This is a genomic window from Paenibacillus sp. FSL R7-0216 (assembly GCF_037969915.1).
Taxonomy (GTDB): Bacteria; Bacillota; Bacilli; order Paenibacillales; family Paenibacillaceae; genus Fontibacillus; species Fontibacillus rhizolycopersici.
On sequence record NZ_CP150222.1, the window covers coordinates 4,588,402 to 4,603,763 of the forward strand.

Annotated in this window: 17 protein-coding genes; 2 read left to right on the forward strand and 15 right to left on the reverse strand. The window is 42.0% G+C overall.

The features are described 5' to 3' along the window. Positions 1-5: 5 nt before the first annotated feature. On the reverse strand, positions 6-1,988 hold the full coding sequence (locus tag MKZ15_RS21150; protein WP_339817929.1) for a glycosyltransferase: 1,983 nt from the start codon (positions 1,986-1,988) through the stop codon (positions 6-8). A 217-nt stretch (positions 1,989-2,205) separates the two neighbouring features. Between MKZ15_RS21150 and MKZ15_RS21155 the strand changes: the two genes are divergently transcribed. Together MKZ15_RS21155 and tagD are read left to right on the forward strand one after the other, a co-directional pair. Continuing rightward, a complete protein-coding gene (locus MKZ15_RS21155; RefSeq protein ID WP_339817931.1) occupies positions 2,206-3,708 on the forward strand; it encodes a CDP-glycerol glycerophosphotransferase family protein in 1,503 nt (500 codons plus the stop codon). Positions 3,709-3,720: 12 nt separating this feature from the next. Beyond that, the gene (gene tagD / locus MKZ15_RS21160) at positions 3,721-4,110 is read left to right on the forward strand and encodes a glycerol-3-phosphate cytidylyltransferase (RefSeq protein ID WP_339817932.1); all 390 of its coding nucleotides are present in this window, start codon (positions 3,721-3,723) and stop codon (positions 4,108-4,110) included. Between the two features lie 39 nt (positions 4,111-4,149). On the opposite strand, the gene MKZ15_RS21165 is transcribed toward tagD, so the two are convergent. The 14 genes from MKZ15_RS21165 to MKZ15_RS21230 form a co-directional block, all read right to left on the reverse strand. Next, positions 4,150-6,120: a glycosyltransferase gene (locus tag MKZ15_RS21165; RefSeq protein WP_339817934.1), complete on the reverse strand. Its 1,971-nt coding sequence runs from the start codon at positions 6,118-6,120 to the stop codon at positions 4,150-4,152. 18 nt (positions 6,121-6,138) lie between these two features. Next, on the reverse strand, positions 6,139-6,471 hold the full coding sequence (locus tag MKZ15_RS21170; RefSeq protein WP_339817937.1) for a hypothetical protein: 333 nt from the start codon (positions 6,469-6,471) through the stop codon (positions 6,139-6,141). Then, on the reverse strand, positions 6,464-6,862 hold the full coding sequence (gene fliS, locus MKZ15_RS21175) for a flagellar export chaperone FliS (RefSeq protein ID WP_339817940.1): 399 nt from the start codon (positions 6,860-6,862) through the stop codon (positions 6,464-6,466). The genes MKZ15_RS21170 and fliS overlap by 8 nt, the downstream gene beginning before the upstream one ends. Before the next feature lie 18 nt (positions 6,863-6,880). Next, positions 6,881-8,332 carry a flagellar filament capping protein FliD gene (gene fliD / locus MKZ15_RS21180; protein ID WP_339817942.1) on the reverse strand — a complete coding sequence of 484 codons (1,452 nt, stop codon included), beginning with the start codon at positions 8,330-8,332 and terminating at the stop codon, positions 6,881-6,883. A gap of 19 nt (positions 8,333-8,351) precedes the next feature. Further along, on the reverse strand, positions 8,352-8,705 hold the full coding sequence (locus tag MKZ15_RS21185) for a flagellar protein FlaG (RefSeq protein WP_339817944.1): 354 nt from the start codon (positions 8,703-8,705) through the stop codon (positions 8,352-8,354). Between the two features lie 149 nt (positions 8,706-8,854). Next, entirely contained in the window at positions 8,855-9,625 is a 771-nt protein-coding gene (locus MKZ15_RS21190) for a flagellin (protein WP_339817946.1), read from the reverse strand. 137 nt (positions 9,626-9,762) lie between these two features. Continuing rightward, the gene (locus tag MKZ15_RS21195; protein WP_339817948.1) at positions 9,763-10,632 is read right to left on the reverse strand and encodes a beta-1,6-N-acetylglucosaminyltransferase; all 870 of its coding nucleotides are present in this window, start codon (positions 10,630-10,632) and stop codon (positions 9,763-9,765) included. A 25-nt stretch (positions 10,633-10,657) separates the two neighbouring features. Next, entirely contained in the window at positions 10,658-10,888 is a 231-nt protein-coding gene (csrA, locus tag MKZ15_RS21200) for a carbon storage regulator CsrA (RefSeq protein WP_339817950.1), read from the reverse strand. Next, positions 10,869-11,330, reverse strand: coding sequence for a flagellar assembly protein FliW (fliW, locus tag MKZ15_RS21205; RefSeq protein WP_339817953.1), 462 nt, complete (start codon positions 11,328-11,330; stop codon positions 10,869-10,871). Before fliW ends, csrA begins: the two co-directional genes overlap by 20 nt. A gap of 90 nt (positions 11,331-11,420) precedes the next feature. Continuing rightward, positions 11,421-12,317, reverse strand: coding sequence for a flagellar hook-associated protein FlgL (gene flgL, locus MKZ15_RS21210; protein WP_339817955.1), 897 nt, complete (start codon positions 12,315-12,317; stop codon positions 11,421-11,423). A gap of 66 nt (positions 12,318-12,383) precedes the next feature. Then, complete coding sequence (gene flgK / locus MKZ15_RS21215; protein WP_193418022.1) at positions 12,384-13,940, reverse strand: flagellar hook-associated protein FlgK; 1,557 nt, start codon at positions 13,938-13,940, stop codon at positions 12,384-12,386. Positions 13,941-13,964: 24 nt separating this feature from the next. Further along, entirely contained in the window at positions 13,965-14,465 is a 501-nt protein-coding gene (locus tag MKZ15_RS21220; protein ID WP_193418024.1) for a flagellar protein FlgN, read from the reverse strand. Between the two features lie 12 nt (positions 14,466-14,477). Continuing rightward, positions 14,478-14,762 carry a flagellar biosynthesis anti-sigma factor FlgM gene (gene flgM, locus MKZ15_RS21225; RefSeq protein ID WP_193418026.1) on the reverse strand — a complete coding sequence of 95 codons (285 nt, stop codon included), beginning with the start codon at positions 14,760-14,762 and terminating at the stop codon, positions 14,478-14,480. A 129-nt stretch (positions 14,763-14,891) separates the two neighbouring features. After that, positions 14,892-15,311, reverse strand: coding sequence for a TIGR03826 family flagellar region protein (locus MKZ15_RS21230; protein ID WP_155608238.1), 420 nt, complete (start codon positions 15,309-15,311; stop codon positions 14,892-14,894). Positions 15,312-15,362 lie beyond the last annotated feature (51 nt).

Genomic DNA, 15,362 nt, shown 5'->3' on the forward strand with positions numbered 1-15,362 from the left:
CTTCCTTACAGTGTTCTATAATTGAGTCTAATAGCTTTGGTTAATTTCGAAACTTCATTCGGGTCAGCACCATGCTTCTCAGACAGACCTAATAGTGCTATAACTTCCCCCAAGTCTTGATTTTCATAAAATGCATTTATCAGAAGTGTTATGGTAGTCAATTTATCAATGATATCATGAATAATTATTTCTTCAATAAAGCTAAATCGAGTCTTTTGGTCCTTATTAATGAATTCTACAATTTCTTTGAGAGAGTCCTCACGTTGAACATTATGTTCAACGCGGAGAATCAAAAACTTCAACCATTTTTTGGGGTTTGTCTTTAAAGAAACCACTTCCTCAAGCTCATAAACCCATTTCTCGATTTGTTCATTTTTTTCAGGAAGCTTTTTGAACCAATGAAGCGCGTCCTCTTCTCTTCCAAGTCCATAAGAGACAGTTCCTAAGTTAAGCAATGTTGTAGGATCTTTAGACTCCATATCATACGCTTTATTAAGAAAAGGAAGTACCTGATCCATCTGGTTTCTTTCATAATTCGAGATAGCCAAATAATTCAGCAATAAAAGAGACGGACCGCTATAACTATCAACTGCGCTGAGAATAGTCTGAGTGGAATGAAGTAGGATTTGATTTAACATCTCATCCGAAGGGGCTTGAAACAACCTATTGAACTTCTCATGCAGTGTCTCAGGATTAACATTTTTGGTTGCTCTTATTATAAAATTCGTAACATCAAAGTGTTCTGGAAGCTCATGATCCACCAGAGACCTTAATCCTCTCGTGAATTGTAGATCCGAGGATGTCATCTCTTTCTTTAAGTAGTCAATGTGGAGTTCATCAAATCCAGCCTCTTCAAAAATACGGGACATTTCGTGAAGGTTAAATCCGGAAGTTCCTCTTGATAAAACCGGTTCATTTTTAAGCATTCTTTGGATTGTTGAAAAATGATTGTCGTTTGGAAAATCTAAGATTATTTGGCCGCCAGCATGCAACAGGTTAGCGCAGACGGACAGTGTTTCCATTGGATCCTTAACAGTGCTTATAAGTATATAGTCAAAAGTATCCTCTTCAAATTGATGTTCTTCAATTGTGCTTTTTGTCGATTTATCAAATTCAATATTTATTGAAGCGGCTTTCTTATTACATTCAACTCCAAATAATTCGGCTTGCGGATAACTATGTTTCAAACTCAGTAAAGTCGCCCCACAACCGCTCCCAATATGTAAAATCCGAAGTGGACTCTCGTACGAATCAGGCAAAAAGGGCAATAGATTTATACATTCCTGTGTATCAATAATTTCAAATCTCCAGATTTTTCTGAATTCCCGACTATTCGATATCAAGTCATTATCTTTCTCACCGTAGTGATACAAGAAAACATGTTTATTAAGCAATAACTTGTGTCCGGACTGAATGATTCTCAATGAGTAATCGATTCCTAGTGCCATACCGGATAATTGTTCTTGAAACGGGCCGATTTGCTCAACTACCTCCCGTTTAAATAACATACAAAAATCAGATAGAGTCAGTTTTTGAGATTGTTGAATACGTCGGCTGTTTTCCCGAGCAAACGAAAGCAACTCCTCAATTGACATAAATTGCACTGGGATCTGTTGCTCTCCCTCAGCAAAATTGGTAACAGGGCCTACTCCAGCAATATCCTCATCCTGATAAAGAGATTGAACCATATAAGATAGCCAGTTTTCTGTTACCAAGACATCACTATGCAAAAAAAGAACATTATCCCCAGTAGCTGCATTGAAACCAATATTCCATGCTTGAGCTTGAGTTAATGTTTCTTCATGAAATAATGTAAGAATATCAACTTGTTCAATCAACCAATTTCTTGCAGATGTTGAATTTCCGTGTTCTACAATAATCAATTGGTAAGAACCACGTAATGTATATCGGCGTAAGCTATCAACTAAAGCCTTCGTATATTCAACATCCATAGAAGAGCAAGAAATGATAATGCTTGTTTTTTGCATTGCGAGACTCCCTCTCATGTTCGATACTGTTAATCTCAATTCAAACCATCTTTTATGTATATTATCGGCTAATTAATGTCTTTCAAAGAGAGTTCTCCCTAAATATAAGGCAAGAATTGTTTTCCAAATTGAATTAAGCCATTTTCCTTTACACCTCTCGCATGTATTCCGATAATATAAATATACCTTTTGATCCATGAAAAGAAAGGACCTCCATATGATAAATCAAGATAAAATCAAAATCACCCTATTCCACCTCTCCTCTTCAGGATCAAACAACTATCACTTATACCATGCTGCTTCGGATGAGCTGAGAGCAAAATACGATATCAAACTACTAACAGAAGAACAATTCCGTCATAGCCGATATATCGATCAGAGTGACGTGTATATTACAACTCATGGCGAGTATTTATCTCCTTACGATAAAATCAATATCGACCTGTGGCACGGCTTCCCTTTAAAGGGAATGGCCAAAATGGACAAGCAAGAACAGGCTGCGAATGAGGACATTCAGAAGCATTGGGCGAAAATGGATATGATCATGTCCTACTCTCCGCTGTATAATACAGCGATGAACGCTTGTAACGGCGCCAACATCAGACAATACCGCATAACTGGTGTACCGCGGAATGATGCCCTCTTCTCGAGTGAAAGCAATGCCAGACTAAAGGTTCTATATCCTCAACTTGATGCTGAAAAAGAAACAATTGCCTTCTTTATGCCGACTTTCCGAAAGTCCGTAGTGACTCCCAATAAAATTGAAGGGTCGAAAAACTTTAGTAATATATTCGGACTTCCTGAGCTTGAAAAAAAGAAGTTGCTGGATTTCCTAGAACAGAGCCAAATTACGTTAGTGATCAAACTTCACCCATTTGAAGAATCCTATTTTGCTAAAGAACTAGAAGAGTTGAAATCCTCGAAAATTCTTATTCTTAACGACGGTATGTTAGGCAATGCAAATATGGATCTTTACGATGTGCTAGGTGCGGCAGATCTTTTGATTACTGATTATTCATCGGTGTATATTGATTATTTACTGCTAAACCGCCCCATAATATTTTTGCCAACTGATCTGGAAGAATATAAAGGAAACCGCGGGTTATTATTTGAACCTTATGATTTCTGGACACCTGGCCCAAAGGTATATAGACAAGAGGAACTACAGCATGCCATTCATCAAGTCCTGATCGGCCAAGATGATTATGCAGACAAGCGTCACACCATTCTGAAATTATGCCATTCCTACCAGGATAATAAATCATCCGAACGTATTTGGGGGTTGATCGACGACTACATCAAGGAACACTTGAACGTTGTCCTAGAGAGAAGGCAAACCTTTCATGCCCACAAAAAGATGCAACAACAAATTAAGCAAAAAATCAATGGGATGATTGAACAGGGGCATTTAGCAGAAGCGAACAAGGCAGTAAATCAGTATCTTGAGTCCAACGAAGCGGATTCTGATATTTTCGCGATGAACGGAATGCTTCATTTATTAACTGGAAATCCCCATGAAGCGATACAAACCTTTGAAAGAGGATATCAATTCTTCCCTTGGGATGAAGACCTCCTCTATAATCTTGGCTACGTATATGAATCATTAGGCGATGATCATTCAGCACTCCAACATTATATTCGAGCTAGACAACAAACAACAAAGTCGCAGTTGCTCGCTCTTCTCGATGAAAGAATAGCAGCCTTATCCACTGATAACTAGGAGGTTGTTGCTTTGAAGAAGGTAATCACCTATGGAACCTTTGATCTTTTGCATTATGGACATATTCTTCTTCTAAAACGTGCCAAAGAGCTTGGCGATCACTTAACGGTAGCCCTGTCAACAGATGACTTTAATGCAATTAAGGATAAGCAGGCCTACTTTTCCTATGAGGAGCGAAAGATGATGCTAGAAGCCATAAAATATGTGGATCACGTCATACCAGAGTGCACCTGGGAACAAAAGAGTACGGATATACAACAACATAATATCGATGTGTTCGTAATGGGAGATGACTGGCGAGGGAAATTCGATGACTTAAGTGCCTTATGCAAAGTCGTCTATCTTCCAAGAACACCTGATATCTCAACGACATCCATCAAAACCAACTTACAAAGATTCTAATAATGAAGGGACTCCCTCTAAAGGAAGTCCCTTCATTATTTATGAACGACTTTGTTTTTTCACGAAATCGGTGACGAACGAAATGGTGGTGAAGCTCGGTAACTCTGTTTTAAACAGCTCTATATACTGAGCTTTTTCTTCCTGTCCCGCATTACTGATAAGAAAGTAATACAAGTGTCTTGCTTGAGGTTGCTCTCGCAGAGCAGCACCCAAGAATCCCACAGCTTCCTCATGATAATTTTGATACACATGATATAAACCTAGGTTCTCCAAGCTGTTGAAGTTCAAGGCCTCTTGGGATAACAATATAGAATAATAATCCATCGCCAAATGGATCAGATTAATACTGTAGAAGTAATTGGCTAACCGATTGACTAGCTCCATAGTTTGAAACCTTTTTACAAAGATATCGAACTGTTCGTATCGCTTGAGCAAAAACAACTGTCTTGCAATAATAAACGATTGATCTGAATCGATTTCATGATGATCCTTCTCAGTTATCTCATCATCCTGAAGGATTTGGACGATAACTCGATGTACCCGTTGAACATCCTTATCCTTAAGTTTCAAAGCAAGCTGTTCAAGTAAATTATACTCATCCCACACCATTGCCCCGATCAGGCCTTGCAGCCACACGTAGAATGGACTATCCTCGGCCATTTCATAGTTCCCTTGAACACTTTTCTGCCATCCTTGTCTATCTTGCTGTATGAGAGAGAGTCGTATCCGATCAGCAATCGACTCATCTTCTTTTAAACTCACAAAAGATTGGTAATAATTCACCAGTTCTTCTCTACCTAAGGCTAAGGAGACTTTGAATAATAAAGTTGCATCGGAAGGATCGCTTAAATCATAAGTTTGATTCAACATTCGAATTACCGATTCTGGCGTATCATTATGGCATAGCCATTCAACTAGCTTTAGTAGCACTTGAGGGTTTTTCTTATTCTTATTTAGCAGTTTTGAAAGCCAATAAATAGCTTGTTGGTTATCGTTTTTCCGGAAGTAAACCTCAATCAGTTGCTGCACTGGCATATCGAAGCTGTACATGGGATCCACTAACCAAATTTCCTGATTTCTTTTTGCTCTTAATTCAGCCGTTTCTATAGCCCTCAAATAACAAGCTATGGCTTCATCAAAGAAACCCATTGTTTCGTAGTGAACGCCTCTGATAGCGTGATATTCAGCATAGTCACGGTACTCGGATAACTTCGATTCCGTCCATTCCCAAGACTGTTCCAGCTTATTCTGTTTGTAGTACAACGTTATTAATCCAACAAGGCAGTGAGTGTACCAGGCGAGATTCGCCGTTGCTCCTTTGATCGCGCGCTCATAACAAGCAAGCGCCTGGATCTCATCTTTGGCATACCGATATTGATTACCTAGTGTAAACCAATCATAATGGCTCAATTCACCATTTTGTTGCATCTGTCTAAAGATGCGCATATTTCGCTCATGCTTATTTTTCTCATCAACACGAAGACTTTGGTAGCCCGTGTGGTATATATTCAAATCCAGCTTCTTATGGAACAATTCACCTTGGGATCCGCGGGTCAACTGTTCGTGGATGGGTCGTTCAAAATAAATCCCTTTAAAGTTTGGGAATAGCCGAGTTACTGGCGAGGTGTTAATCTCATCCTCGTATTCATTACTCCCAGTAAAATTAATGATTGGCAAAGTATAAGCCAGATGCTCCAAAGGCTCCTCATGATTCAAGAAAGCTAACCATTTATTATGATCTTCAACTGATAAATATTCATCTGCATCCATGATTAAAATCCATTTACCGGTAGCATGGCGAATAGATTCATTTCGAGCTGCAGAAAAATCATTCGACCAAGTATAATCAAACACTTGGTTCGTATACTCGGTCGCAATTTCTTTGGTTCTATCCGTAGAACCCGTATCTACGATAATAATTTCATCGGCTAAACCACGTATGCTGTCTAAACAACGTGGTAATAACCTCTCTTCATCCTTAACGATCATGCAAACGCTTAGTCGCTTCATTCGAGTCAGCCCTTCAAGTTATTTCTTATGATCAAAAAACATGCTGTCGGGGGTGTAGCCAACATTATAGGCTGAGGCTTGAGTCTTGATATTCTTTCGTTTTAGCAACCAATCGCTTGCCTCTACTTTAAAATATTCCATACGAGATAGAATCGCTTTATCATACTGTCTTAAGCTTTGAAGCCGATACTTATCTTGATCGTTAAGAGATTCCCTTGATTCAAGGATAAAACTAGCCAACTCTTCCCTTCGATCTGAAAAGAAGGCTAGTTCTTCGTAACCAATCTGATCAATTTCTTTCACTACATTTAACGTTAATTCCTCTAATTGTAGAATATAATCCTTAACCACGGTCAGTACCCTTTTCTAGGCTACCGGCAATAGATTTCGCCGCTGTATCCCATGCTTCTCTCAACTCGATCAAATAGGACAGAACTTCATGAGCAGGTGCAGTATCCTTTTTCAAATTGGCCGTAATCAATCGATGAAGCATATATTCATAGATCTGCAACAGATTCTTAGCTATAGGATAGTCATGATTTAATGAAGCTATCAGCTCATGAATCACAGCCTGGGCTTTGCATAAATGGGTATTGGTCCTTTCGTAATCTCTCTCTTCAATACCAGATATCCCCGTTTTTATGAAACGAATCGCTCCATCATACAACATTAGCAGCAGTTGAGCAGGTGGAGCAGTTTGTAGTTGAGTTTGTTGGTACTTTTGGTAAGGTGAGTTAATCAATTCTGTCTACTCCCTTTCTTATGAGCTAAACAAACTACTAGAAACGCTATTATATTTGTTCATGGCCGTTTCCATCGCAGTGAATTGTTTATAGTAACGATTTTCAATCAACGCTAACCTACTGTTCATGTCGCTAATTCGGGTATCGAAATCTCTTAGTTGTTTCCCAATTTCACTTTCCGGTAGAAAAGCTGTAGTCAAGTCACTACTATATTTGGATGTACCAGCACGATCATATAGGCTTTGAAGAGCTTCCGTATTAATTTTCTTGACTCTATTAAAGATACCATTACGGGCATTATTACTCACGGTTGCCGAAGAATCCGTTTGACCAAAGAAAGCATGCACTCCCTCAGGATTTGACTCTATCGCCTCCCGCAGTTTTGTTTCATCGATATAGAGCTTCCCTTTTTCACTGTAGGAACCTGAGGTGATACCTAATTGTGTTAAGTTCATCTTTGTTCCATTAGGAAGAGTAAAATCGGCAAACAAAGCTGTTCTCATGTCACTAGCGGCTTTACTCAATATCGAATCGTTACGAAGCAAGCCACTTTGGGCTTTCTCTTCCCAGAGCTTAATTTCATCATCTGTCATGGCTTCCTTCTGCTCACTCGTTAACGGCAAGAAGGTTCTATACCGTTCTTCCCCCGTCTTCTTGTTAAGCAGTGCCAACGATTCGTTGTAAGCCTCTACGAATTTCTTTATGGTGTCTACCATTTTATCGGTATCCTGTGTAACCTCGACCTGTGAGGACTGCCCGGTGGGGGTCACGCCAGTTATTGTAAACTCCACCCCGTTTACTGTAAACCGATTTGAGGCTTGTTTGGTTTCGATTCCATTAATAATGACCGTCGCATCTTCTCCAAGCGTTTGTCCAGAAGTTGACAACTTCGTATTCGTTGCAGTAAAGAAATCTCCCCCCAAAACAATTGGATCATTACCCGTCTTTTTGCTTGTAAGAGACAACTTCCCAGTCGTCGAATCAAAGACTGCCGTTACCCCGGCATCTTTATTATTATTAATTTTAGTTACTAAAGAATCAATAGAGTCACTGGACGAAAAATCAATTGTTGCTGAACCAATGGTAAGACTTGTTTGGGAACCGCTATAAATATCAGATATTTTCGTGGCTCCTACTGTTCCCTGATAGATAACATTAGTGGCCGAAGCCATATTCTTCACTTGAATGTTGTAGACCGAATTAGTAGCAGCTCCTGTTCCCGTAGCAGTAACGACAGATGCACCGCTAACTGTGGCTTTTTTCGCATCAATCGCGCTGCTTAAGCTTAGACTAGACAACTTTTCATTAAAACTAACTAATTTAGTGCTGATCTCTCTGTAGTCATCTCTTTTCCATTCCGTTTGCTGCTTTTGTTGATTCAGCTTATCTAACGGAGCTCTTTGTGCCGTCATTAGCTGTTTTACTATTGCATCGATATCTAACCCTGAAGATAATCCACTAATTCTCATTGCACCATTACCCTCCTATTCAAGCCTTTTTGTCTATAATCAGACCATTTAATTCCATCAGGCTTGCTGCTACGTCCAACAGTTTCTCCTGTGGGATTTCCCTAATCAAGTCCCCTGAATCTTTATCGAATACTTTAACCATAATGGTATGTGTTTCTTGGTGAATTGAAATTTTAAATGATTTTTCCGGCCCTTGTACAGCTCGTATCATCTTTTCCAATTGATCAACGGCCTGTTGTTGTTCTTGTGAAAAACTCGGTTGACTTACTGTTGGGCTTATCGTGGCAGCATCCCCCGAGTTATCACTGAAGTTTTTTGATATACCAGCATTAGTTCCGAATACAGGTCCATTCCCTGAAATTCTATTACTCACCGCTGCCCCTCCTCTTTTATAAATTGGAACGGTCTATGCTGCTGTTCGCTTAGTTGTTATTGTTTATATCGGATTATCCCGGCTCTTTTTTAAGAGAAATAGAAAAAGAGACCTTGATAAACAAGGCCTCTTTTTTGAAAGAGTAAAGATTAACGAAGAACAGACAATACGCCTTGTGGGGCAGAGTTTGCTTGTGCCAGCATCGATTGGGAAGCTTGCAGCAAGATGTTGTTTTTCGACAGTGCCACCATTTCTTTTGCCATGTCTGTATCGCGGACACGGGATTCGGCAGCCGTCAGGTTTTCTACAACAGTACCGATGTTGTTGGAAGTATACTCCAGACGGTTTTGTACAGCACCGAGTTTAGCCCGTTGAGTGGATACGTTTTTGATTGCAGTCTCAATAGCGCTAAGACCACTGCTGGAACCCAAGCTACTGAATCCAGTAGTAGCAATAGTACCGATTGTGATCGAACCTGTCGCTTTATCATTAACCGTGATCGTAGCACCTTTCGTAATGCTGATGCCGTTGAAAGTTGTTTTTGTCATGATGTTGTCGATTTGTGCGCCAAGTTCTTTCAGTTCTTCATTGATGTTCGCTTTATCTGTGGAGCTGTAAGTTCCACTCGATTTTTGAACATTCAGTTCTTTCATACGAGTCAGCATGGAGCTTACTTCGTTCATCGCGCCCTCAGCCGTTTGTACGAAAGAGATACCGTCTTGAGCATTACGTTGTGCTTGCTCCAGACCGCGGATTTGACCACGCATCGATTCGGAGATGGACAAGCCGGCAGCATCGTCAGCAGCACGGTTGATGCGAAGACCAGAAGACAATTTCTCCATGTTTTTGCTTGTTGCTGTTGTGTTCAAGCCCATGTTGCGGTGTGTGTTCAAAGCTGGAATGTTGTGGTTGATAATCATTAGATATTTCCTCCCTGAATTTAAATTAACCCACGTCCATGTGGTGATAGGTTCGAAGGTCGGCCGCCCGTTTCAAACCTTTCTATATGTTATATCGGAAGTCCTAAATTAATAGTTAATAGGGATAACGTTTTTTTTCAAAGTTCTTTTAATTTCGAATCTATTTTATTACCCAGGGCCATTTCAATCATCGACAGTATTTGTGAATCCACGCTGTCATCAAATTTTCTGGCAAATAAGGCTTCGCTTTTGAATAAAGCCTGCCAGTCGCTTGAGTTAACAATCCTAGGACGTAGGAAAACCTCTTCAGACCGCTGCATTTGAAAATAACGATAGTTATTATTAATATGGGTATCCTTAAACTCGCAGTTCATCAACAAAGTCTGGAAGAAAGCCTCATCAGGTATAAAAGTATACCTGTAATAATCCTGCATTTCGAATGAGAGATGGGATGTTGTGCAGTACTCAGCAAAAGAACGTGTAATCATTTTCCATTGGGATCCATAATAAGGTGTGATATGAGAAGCAAAGTACTCCTCAAATGGTTTTCGATCTCCCATATTTAATAACATTCCGCAATCCTCAACCCTATAATATGACTGAGTATACTTTTTCTTTGCTGGTTCCAAGTTTATCGCTCTTGCTGTTAAATAGTTTGCATTGGATCGCGATAGAAAATTATGAATAACACTTTGCTTTGCAAGAGGAAAGTCTTGTCCGCTTAAATTGATATAGTAGCTCCAATCCGAATCCCAATTTATTAAATAGCTCATGGCATCTAATTCTGCCTGAACTAAAGACCATCCCCCCCATGACAAATACCGCGAGGGTAGAATTCGTATATTCGAGTTACTTTCACTCAGATTACGGACTAATTCATGCATCTCCGTCTCCGCACCCGAATCAATATGAATAAGATACACATTTTCTTCAGTGTAGTTTGCATTTAATAACCTTAACAATAAAGAAGGCTTATGATGAGCCATTATAAAATAAGCAATTTTCATCTAGCTTCCCCCGCAAACAAACTCTCTACTTATCGTCTTCCCAACCCGCCAATTTCTGAAGAAGGGCCGCCTTATCGCTTGAGGCCTCCCTATTACTTTCTTGTATCGCCATGTATACTTCTTTACGATGGATTTCCACGTTTTTCGGAGCTTTGATTCCCAGTTTCACGGTTTCCCCTTCTGTCTCTAAAACAACAATCTCGATCGTATCTGAAATCATGATAGATTCGCCTTTCCTACGGCTCAACACTAGCACGAGGCCCATCCTCCTTCACAAACAACGACTTCTTCTTCAATAACGGGTGTTTGGTGGCATAACTGCTGTTCACTAGCACCACCTGTTTCCCAAGGCGTTCCTTCATATTCAATACGAGAGGCGCCACCAAATTAGTTGTTATTTGAGTGAGTTCATCTCCCCAGGTAACAATAGTACAAACACCAACTTCGCTTTGGTCCGAAATTCGCAACTCTTCTCGATCTTGCATTGATAGTGCAAACTCATATTCAGAATAGAAGATGAAGGGATTAGTAACTATAAACGCGAGTTCTTCGTTTTCAACCGATTGAAGTAAATAGAAGCTATCATCATGCTTGATAAAAAAGAATTTCGTATATTGTTCAAATCCGGGTATCCCTTTGTTAAAGGTAAACACCATTTCTTCGTTTATATCCCAATCATTTTTCATCAGAGCATCCATTGCTTTATAATCCTCCTTGTAATAAAAAAGCCATGAACGTTCAAGTTCACAGCTTCATTATAGACTGCATCTTTTTTAGATACTATTAAGTTATTTAAGAAAATCAACTAATGTCGGTGTAATTATTTTGGCCCCTGCAGACAACGAGGCTTGGTAAATATTAGACGACACATTGGATTTGATCATAAGCTCTGCGATATCAGCATCTTCGGTCTTAGACTGTAATTCAGTCAATCCCAGGTTTTCATTTTCAAGTCGCGTCTGCATCAGTTCGACACGATTCGTTCGTGCGCCTGTTTCAGAATGAACCGACACCATCTTATTCATGCGGTTATCGATATTCTCCACTTCCTTGGCGATGTCAGGAAAACTGCTGGTACTCATCGCAGTGACCATACGGTCAATAATGCTGAATACATTATCCGTACCATTCTTCTCACCAAAAAAATCATTCCCTGATGTATTTATTTGGAATGTAACCCCTTGGCCAACGGTATACTCGACGGCTCCAGAGTCTGTCTCAGCCGAAGCCGGATCGTTAGAGTCATATGGCTCAATATTATAGGTTTGCCCATTGAAAATGAACTTACCATTAATCTGAGTATTGCCCAAATCGGAGAGCTGCTTCTTTAATTCCTGAAACTCCGAAGAGATACTATCCAAAGCACTTTGTGGATTGGTCCCTGTGCTTGCCTGCACGGCTAATTCCTTTAACCGGTTCATAACGTCTTCCGCCTGAGACATCACCGAATCCGTCGTATCCAGCCATCCCAAAGCCGTGTCGACGTTACGGCTGTACTGGTCGTTCGCCGATAACTCGGAACGATAGCGGAGCGCGTAGGTTACGCCGACGGGATCGTCGGAAGGTTTATTGATTTTACGTCCGGTGGACAGCTGATTTTGCTGTTCGGACATTTTGTTTAGGTTGCGATTCAGGTTGCGAAGCACCTGGTTGCTCATCATATTGGATGTGACGCGTAAAGCCATTGATTCAACCTCCTTAGCTTGCGAAACATGTTAGGCTTGAATACTATCAAAAATCATTTATATCATTTAGCGTCCTACCACACCGGTGCCGTTAATCAGCTTGTTCAATACTTCGTCGAAGGTTGTCATGAAGCGCGCGGCTGCGGAGTAGGCGTGCTGGAACATCATCATGTTCGACATTTCCTCGTCGAGGGAGACGCCGCTGACCGATTGGCGTTTGGCGTTCACCTGGTCGGTTAGGATCAGCGCGTTGTCGGCTTGTCGTTTGGCTTCATTCGCTTGTACACCGACTTGTCCAACGATGGCCTTGAAGTAGTCGTCAATCGTGGACGTTGCCGTTTGGCCGCCACCGAAGGTGAACTTCACGTCCTTGAGATCGGCCATGATCAACGCCAGACCGTTGTTCCCTTTGACCACCGTTTCCGTGGTGCCGGAACCAGTGGTTCTCAGTGAGGTTGCAATCAAGCTGGGATCGTCCAAAATCGCCTGACTCATGGTGATATTGCCGGCCGTGATCGCCGTCCCTCCGTCTTTGGCTGCAAAGAAATCGCCACCAGGGACAGGAACTCCATCATTCGCGCTGTAGCCAAGCTTGTGCAGTGCGTTAATGCCTTTAATGGTCACAGTCAGGTCTGTAGCCAGTGTGCGGGTAGGTCCCGAGAAGGTTTGATTCCCGATGACCGTACCTTCCGGTAGGATCGCCCCCGCCGGGATCGTAACGGTAATATCCCCGTTGACCAACGTATTCGCAAATTGATCAAGCTGGCTCTGATAATCCCGTACATAGGTGTCGCGGGAATAGATCATCCCATAAATCTCGCCGTTGTTTAGTGTTCCCGCAGCATAGGCATTCTGCAAAAAGTCAGCCGTGATTGGCGTCGGGTTCTCACCCGCAACCAATACTTGTCCGCCCATGGTAATCTGATAGCCTTCCGGAAGCTCGGTCACCTCGACATTGACCAAGTTGGACAGTTGATCCGTCAGCAAATCCCGTTGGTCCCGAAGGTCGTTAGCTTTATCGCCCAAGCTTTCGATCCGGGTGATCTGCCGGTTCAAGTCAGCGATCGAAGAGAGGATCGAGTTCATATCAGACGCGTTCACTGCGACGTTGTTCGTCAAGTCGGAATTCAAATCGCTAAGCTGTTTGCTGGTATGGTTCAATGCATCCGTCAGAGCGAGGGTCGTTTCCTTGACGATTTTCCGGTTCGTGATGTTCTCAGGGTCCTTACTCAAGTCGGACCATGCTTTCCAGAAATTATTTACGAGTGCGCTGATTCCAGTATCGGAAGGCTCGTTAATAATCGTTTGCAGCTTATCGAGCGTGTCGTATTGGATATTCCAAGCGCCAAGCGATTTATTTTCATTGCGGAATTGCTCATCCAAGAACTGTTCCCGGATCCGTTCAACCGAAACGACTTCCACCCCGGTACCCAATTGCCCCGGATTTACAGAACGGTTGATTCCGTAAGCTTCCAAAGGACGGGCCGCGCTCATTTTCACCGTTTGTCGGGAATAACCGTCCGTGTTGGCGTTCGCGATATTATGGCCGGTTGTATTTAGAGCCATCGTCTGTGTAAACAAGCTTCGCTTCGCGGTTTCGAGCGAATGGAATGTCGATGTCATAAGTTCCTCCTTGTCGGCTTACTGCTAAGCCCGAGCATCAAAAAAGCCCGGCCCCTTGGAGCCTGTCGGTTTATCTGTCGGCGGTTTGTAGGTTGCCTCCTGCATCGGCGAAGCCCCTAACAAATCCATCGAATAATTGACGAATGCGAGCGATTGCTCAATCAACTTCTGATTCAAATCGTTAATGAATTTTAACTCATTCAGCGTCTTGGATAACGCTTCTTGAGTATGCAATAGAGCCTTCTTCTCCTCGGGATCAAAAACAAGCCGAGCCAGCTCCGTAATAGTCAAGTTAAGCGCCGACTTAATCCCCTTTTCCTGCAAAAAAACTTGGCAGGCAGCAACCCGTTCTTCCTCCAAAGCGGCAATCCGCTTCATCACCCGGGACTCCTGATTCATGATTTGAATCAAGGACTCGATGTCGTCCTTCATGATGGCTTCCTTCTTGGCCTGTCCCGACGCTAACATGGTTTGATGGACATCAACCAGTTGATTCAACGCATCAATCAGTCGTTTTATAGCCATAGCCGCCTCCTATTACTCGTTCAGAAAAGACTTGAAGTACGGAGCAAGCTTGTCAGCGATTTTGCCGGCTTCCACGTGATAAGTTCCCGAGGAGACTTGCGTCTTCAAATCCTCGATCCGCTGAGCCCGCTCAGGATTAAATCCAACCTCCTGCGCCTTCAGCAGTTCCTTGGCTTCCGCCGAAATGGATACTTCATCCTTACGGCGAGCTTTGCTGCCTGTATCTTTATGTTGAGATTCAACCTGGCGTTGATAGTTATTGATGGCTCCAACCCGTCCGGTTTCATTAATTTTCATGGGTTCCACCTTCCTTCCAAATAGAAAAAGCCGATAATCTTTACTAAGTTTATCGGCGGCTTTGAAATCATTTTTAATAGCGAAGCATTGGATGTTTGAGAATATTATGCCAAAGAATCACGGTTTTAGTCATTTGGGACTACGGAATTTGTCGACGGCGCTATAAGCACCGCTACCGGTTCTATCGTCGGGACCCGACTTCTTCCCGGATTCATCCTTGGCAGCGGCCGCAAGATCACGGGTTAACCGGTTACGGCAGGAATCGCACATATTCCCGTCCCGAATCAGCACGCCGCACACCTCGCAGGGGTACATCATATTCGGGTTGTTGGCAACCGAAATACGCCCCTCCTTGATGAATTTGGTGATTTGTCGGATGGAAACTCCCGTACCGTCGGAGACGTCTTGAATCGTAGCCAGCTTCTCCTCACGCAAAAACTTCAAGCACTTCTCGTACTCATCTTCGATTTCTTTTATGCAAGAAGGACAAATGTCTCTGAAATTGTTGGCAAACAATCTTCCGCAACGTGGACAATTCGCAAGATTCAACCCCATGCTCTTACGTCCTTTCTCTAAATCATCATTTGATGCTAGATTACC

Coding starts and splice junctions, on each gene's coding strand:
- flgK (WP_193418022.1), bottom strand. CDS start 13,940: ATGACATCGACATTCCATTCGCTCGAAACCGCGAAGCGAAGCTTGTTT.
- flgL (WP_339817955.1), bottom strand. CDS start 12,317: ATGGCTTTACGCGTCACATCCAATATGATGAGCAACCAGGTGCTTCGC.
- MKZ15_RS21190 (WP_339817946.1), bottom strand. CDS start 9,625: ATGATTATCAACCACAACATTCCAGCTTTGAACACACACCGCAACATG.
- fliD (WP_339817942.1), bottom strand. CDS start 8,332: ATGAGAATTAGTGGATTATCTTCAGGGTTAGATATCGATGCAATAGTA.
- MKZ15_RS21195 (WP_339817948.1), bottom strand. CDS start 10,632: ATGAAAATTGCTTATTTTATAATGGCTCATCATAAGCCTTCTTTATTG.
- MKZ15_RS21220 (WP_193418024.1), bottom strand. CDS start 14,465: ATGGCTATAAAACGACTGATTGATGCGTTGAATCAACTGGTTGATGTC.
- MKZ15_RS21150 (WP_339817929.1), bottom strand. CDS start 1,988: ATGCAAAAAACAAGCATTATCATTTCTTGCTCTTCTATGGATGTTGAA.
- flgM (WP_193418026.1), bottom strand. CDS start 14,762: ATGAAAATTAATGAAACCGGACGGGTTGGAGCCATCAATAACTATCAA.
- MKZ15_RS21155 (WP_339817931.1), top strand. CDS start 2,206: ATGATAAATCAAGATAAAATCAAAATCACCCTATTCCACCTCTCCTCT.
- MKZ15_RS21165 (WP_339817934.1), bottom strand. CDS start 6,120: ATGAAGCGACTAAGCGTTTGCATGATCGTTAAGGATGAAGAGAGGTTA.
- fliW (WP_339817953.1), bottom strand. CDS start 11,330: ATGGATGCTCTGATGAAAAATGATTGGGATATAAACGAAGAAATGGTG.